The organism is Trichococcus sp. (assembly GCF_049589555.1).
In the GTDB taxonomy this organism is placed as follows: domain Bacteria; phylum Bacillota; class Bacilli; order Lactobacillales; family Aerococcaceae; genus Trichococcus.
In genome coordinates, this window is record NZ_JBAWAZ010000352.1 from 1 (window position 1) to 3,992 (window position 3,992).

Annotated in this window: 5 protein-coding genes; all 5 read right to left on the reverse strand. The window is 51.3% G+C overall.

Annotated features, from left to right (window positions below):
* Positions 1–198: 198 nt before the first annotated feature.
* The 5 genes from WBV27_RS12130 to WBV27_RS12150 all read right to left on the reverse strand — a co-directional run bounded on the left by WBV27_RS12130 (position 199) and on the right by WBV27_RS12150 (position 3,932).
* A complete protein-coding gene (locus WBV27_RS12130) occupies positions 199–570 on the reverse strand; it encodes a hypothetical protein (RefSeq protein WP_424202391.1) in 372 nt (123 codons plus the stop codon).
* Positions 571–692: 122 nt separating this feature from the next.
* Positions 693–1,670 carry a hypothetical protein gene (locus WBV27_RS12135; protein ID WP_424202392.1) on the reverse strand — a complete coding sequence of 326 codons (978 nt, stop codon included), beginning with the start codon at positions 1,668–1,670 and terminating at the stop codon, positions 693–695.
* A gap of 19 nt (positions 1,671–1,689) precedes the next feature.
* The gene (locus WBV27_RS12140) at positions 1,690–2,937 is read right to left on the reverse strand and encodes an RtcB family protein (RefSeq protein WP_424202393.1); all 1,248 of its coding nucleotides are present in this window, start codon (positions 2,935–2,937) and stop codon (positions 1,690–1,692) included.
* Between the two features lie 38 nt (positions 2,938–2,975).
* Positions 2,976–3,476, reverse strand: a complete 501-nt coding sequence (locus WBV27_RS12145; RefSeq protein WP_424202394.1) for a flavodoxin family protein — start codon at positions 3,474–3,476, stop codon at positions 2,976–2,978.
* 36 nt (positions 3,477–3,512) lie between these two features.
* Positions 3,513–3,932: a VOC family protein gene (locus WBV27_RS12150; RefSeq protein WP_424202395.1), complete on the reverse strand. Its 420-nt coding sequence runs from the start codon at positions 3,930–3,932 to the stop codon at positions 3,513–3,515.
* Between the last annotated feature and the right edge of the window lie 60 nt (positions 3,933–3,992).

Below are 3,992 nucleotides of genomic sequence, written 5' to 3' on the forward strand. Positions count from 1 at the left end.
ATTCTCTTCTGGTTTGATACAGCCCCTTTTTGCCTTTTCGGTGGCGTCCCTCGACTATCCGCCGAGGAGTGTCATTCGAAGTCAGCAGCAATCTTTTTTACGGGGCTGGCTTGTGCAACCTGACCTGAAATTTTGCCTACTGCTCTGTCCTGGATAATGACTGGTTTGATTGATTTCTGTTGATTGTTTCTTGGCGGTCTATCTGCTGACGATCCGGCAGCAATGGATCCGGGCGGCTTTCTTTTTGCCCTCTTCGATTTCCTGATCGAAGGCTGCCCGTTCTTCCGGCGTCAAGTCGTTGATCGACAGGAAGCTCAGGTTGGACAGTCTGTATGTCTCCTTCACATCGCTGTCGTTTCCGAAGGCCGTCGCTTCGATGTTGTTCAGCACTTTATCCGGATTTCCGGCTCCCATCGCCTCGAGGTTTTCTTTATCCTGATCGGAAAAACGCATCGCCAAATCGAGCGTCGTCGTCTTGTAGACGGTGCTGCCCATGAAGGTTACGCGCGTCAAATATTCGTTCGTGGCTTCGTTGAGAAGGATGTATTCTTTTGCTTTTGACTGTTCCATGTTTAATTGATTCCCTCCAAAAATACCGGTCTGCCGCTCAGCGGAATAACCGTTTTGTTTTGCATTCCCATTATAGAACATCCGCTCCGCTTTTCACATACCCGCAGCAATTGTTTGCCGGTTCAGACCGGCTTTTTGCTGTTTTTGTAGGCATCATGGAAACCCTCAAAGGAGTCCAACAGGAAGATGAAAAGGAATACAGCTTTGATCGAGTTGAATGCAGTATTGAGTACTCGTTGCCCGTCCGTGGCTTCGGCGATTTTCGTGACGAGCTCCGGATTCAGGATGGCTGTATCTTGAAGGATGAACCACAATAATACAAACGAAAGCACATTCAAAATCAGATTGGCGGTCGCGACCGGATAGGTCCACTTCCTGAAAACGAGTTTGCTGGCGGAGAACAGCAATTGCAGCACCAACATGGCGTTGATGTAAGGCAGGTAACTGCCGAACACTTCCTGATTCAACACCGGAATCATTTCCTGGATGCTGCCGTCCAGCGTATAGTAGAATCCCAGCAGCTGGCTGTATTGGTTGACGAGGACGAGGAAAAGCACCGTAAAGATGATGCCGATGATGACCCCGATCCTGCTGAACGGTTTCTGCGGGACTTCCTTCTCGGGCAGATCAGCCAGACTCCAGTCTTCCTGGATTTCCCTCAGGATCTTCTCTTTTGCCGTCCTTTCCATGATGGCGAACACGAGCGTCACCCACCCGAAGGCTCCGATTGCTGCGCTTATTGCCGTCCCGAAACTTAGGGCGAAATAATGCAGCAGCCCGCCATCATTGACGATGAAATCGACTGTATTTCCGATCAGCGTGCCAATGACCGCCACCGTCATGACGATTTTCACGATCAGGAGGTAGGTGCCGTACAGCTCCGGACCGATCAGATGGGGCGGTTCCTTCAGTTGCTTTTCAGCAAGTATCCTTGGACTCCCCAATCCTCTCAACACTTCGCGTTCCGTTTCTTCGGAAGGATCGCCGCGTCCTTCCAACCGCTCCGCGATGATGCGGCGCATGTTTTTTTCCACTTCATCTTTTTCGGCCGGCGGGATATGTTTCAGGCCCGCCGCAATATACCTTTCCTGCAGTTCCATTTTTTGTTCCTCTTTTCTTTCAGCCTTTTACAACTGCGACGGTCTTGAGGCGGCGGACTGGTTCGACCAGATCCAGTTCTTGTGAGAGCACAAAATCGATGGCTTTATAAGCAAAGCGCGATTCCGTGCCGACGTCTGTCCGTTTGGCTTTCGCGAGAAAGACACCTAATGCCCTCAAATCCAGGATGGTGTCCTGGACACTGAACTGCTCTCTGGCATCCAATCGGCTCATGCGCCTGCCAGCCCCATGTGAACAGGACTGGAAACTTTTCGGATTTCCTTTGCCTTTGACGAGATAGGAATATGTCCCCATCGCTCCCGGGATGATGCCCAGTTCGCCCACACCGGCGCGGATGGCTCCTTTGCGGTGGACCCAGACTTGTTTGCCGTAATGTTCTTCCATTGCGGCATAATTGTGGTGGCAATGGACGGCATCCGATAAGGTTACCTGGTTGATGCCTGCATATTTTTTCACCCAGAGGCGGACGATTCCCAACACCTTCTCCATCATCTGGTTGCGGTTCTCCTCGGCGAAATCCATCGCTAATTTCATCCAGCGCAGGTACAATTTCCCGAGATCACTTTCGGTTGAAAAATAAGCCAGATCCCATTCGGGAGGGACCGGAGACTGGCTCTGTCTGTTCATTTCCTTTGCCAGATCGTTGAAATAATGGCAGATCTTGAAGCCCAGATTGCGCGATCCGGAATGCAGCATGATGCCAAGCTTTCCCTGGTCGTCCGTCTGCAGTTCAATGAAATGGTTGCCGCCTCCGAGTGTGCCGACCTGATAGGCAGCGCCATCCAGTTCCTTCATCAATTCCTGCGGCATCGTCTCCTTTTCATCGGGCGTCAGCCCTTCGAGGAAGCGGGCGACCGATTCGCATTGCTGTTTTTTCTTATGGTGCTCGAAGCCTGTCGGGATATTCCGCAGGATGTCGCCCGCGATTGCCTGAGCCAGTTTCCCGTTCGGCGTCTCGATTTCGATCAGCCGTTCAACCGGAATGTTCGTCTGGACAAAGCTCATCCCGCATCCGATATCCACCCCGACCGCATTCGGAATGATGACCTTTTCGGCAGCGATGACGCCTCCGATCGGCATCCCATAGCCGGAATGCGTATCCGGCATCAGTACGACCCATTGATGCAGAAACGGCAGATTAGACAGGTTCTTCGCTTGTTGCAGACAGTCCTCACCCATTTGTTCCTCATTCTCCAGCCAGACCTTGATCGGCCACTTCTGTTCCTCAGGATTGAAGATGGTAATCATCTGATGACGCCCCTTTCCGGATATCTTGTACAGCGTAGCTATTTGATTTTTTGATCCATCCGCGCAGCCAACTCGCTGAATTGCTGCAACAGATCTTCAATCTGCCTTTCGCGATGTGGATTCTTCCAGTTGATGACGCCGCTGCCGATAACATCGGCTCCGTGTTCTGCGCAAAGTGCCGTCATCTGCTTCAAGGCATTTTTGCCGCCCATCCAAGGGAATGGGAAAAACTCGGTCACAAACAGGAGCGTCGGCTGGTTCTCAAATTGGCCGACCTGCGAAAAATAATGTTTCAGGACAGGCGAAGCAGAAGCTCCTCTGACCGGTCCGGCGATGATCAGAAGATCGTGCGCCTGCGGATCCGGATAGGACTTCAGTTTGATGTTCGCGCTGTTGTTTTCGTTTGTGTTTTCCTCTCCGATGGTCTTGAGCTGTTCGATTTCCACGTCGTGCCCGTCAGCCATCAGCCTTTCCTGCAGCCGCTCCGCTACCGACAAGGTATTGCCGGTCAGAGAATGGATGATGATCCCGATTTCCATAGCCTTTCCCACTTTCTGTTATTTAAATTTTCGCCATTAATGGATGTGTTTCGTCTGTCCGAATGGGGACCTTGCCGCAACCTCGACTTTGATCCGATCGGGGTCTTCGAAAAAGACGGCGTAATGTTCCTTACCGCCTGCGAAGGGATGCCTTTCGGGATACAACAACGGGATGCCGCGACTTTGCAGTTCCCTGTACAGTTCGTCCACCTTCTGTTTTGTATCGACCGCGAAGGCCAAATGGTTCAATCCTGTCCAGCCGCGGTGATAAGATTCGTCCAGGAAACGTTCGGCTGTCTGAACGAAGACGATATACGTATCGTCTTCCCTGTAGCTGAAGCCCTGATCCCATTCCTGGTACTTTGTAAAACCTATTTTTTCCAGAAGCCAAGACCAAAATTGCTTACTGGCTTCCAGATCGCTGACATTGATTTCGATGTGATGGATGAGACTCATTTAGCAAACTCCTTTTCCGTTAAGATAATCGCTTGAACTTGGCGTACAGGATCGGCTCGA

Bases quoted from the DNA above. Each gene is read 5' to 3' on its own strand.
- WBV27_RS12140 (WP_424202393.1), bottom strand. From the start codon at position 2,937: ATGATTACCATCTTCAATCCTGAGGAACAGAAGTGGCCGATCAAGGTC.
- WBV27_RS12145 (WP_424202394.1), bottom strand. From the start codon at position 3,476: ATGGAAATCGGGATCATCATCCATTCTCTGACCGGCAATACCTTGTCG.
- WBV27_RS12150 (WP_424202395.1), bottom strand. From the start codon at position 3,932: ATGAGTCTCATCCATCACATCGAAATCAATGTCAGCGATCTGGAAGCC.
- WBV27_RS12135 (WP_424202392.1), bottom strand. From the start codon at position 1,670: ATGGAACTGCAGGAAAGGTATATTGCGGCGGGCCTGAAACATATCCCG.
- WBV27_RS12130 (WP_424202391.1), bottom strand. From the start codon at position 570: ATGGAACAGTCAAAAGCAAAAGAATACATCCTTCTCAACGAAGCCACG.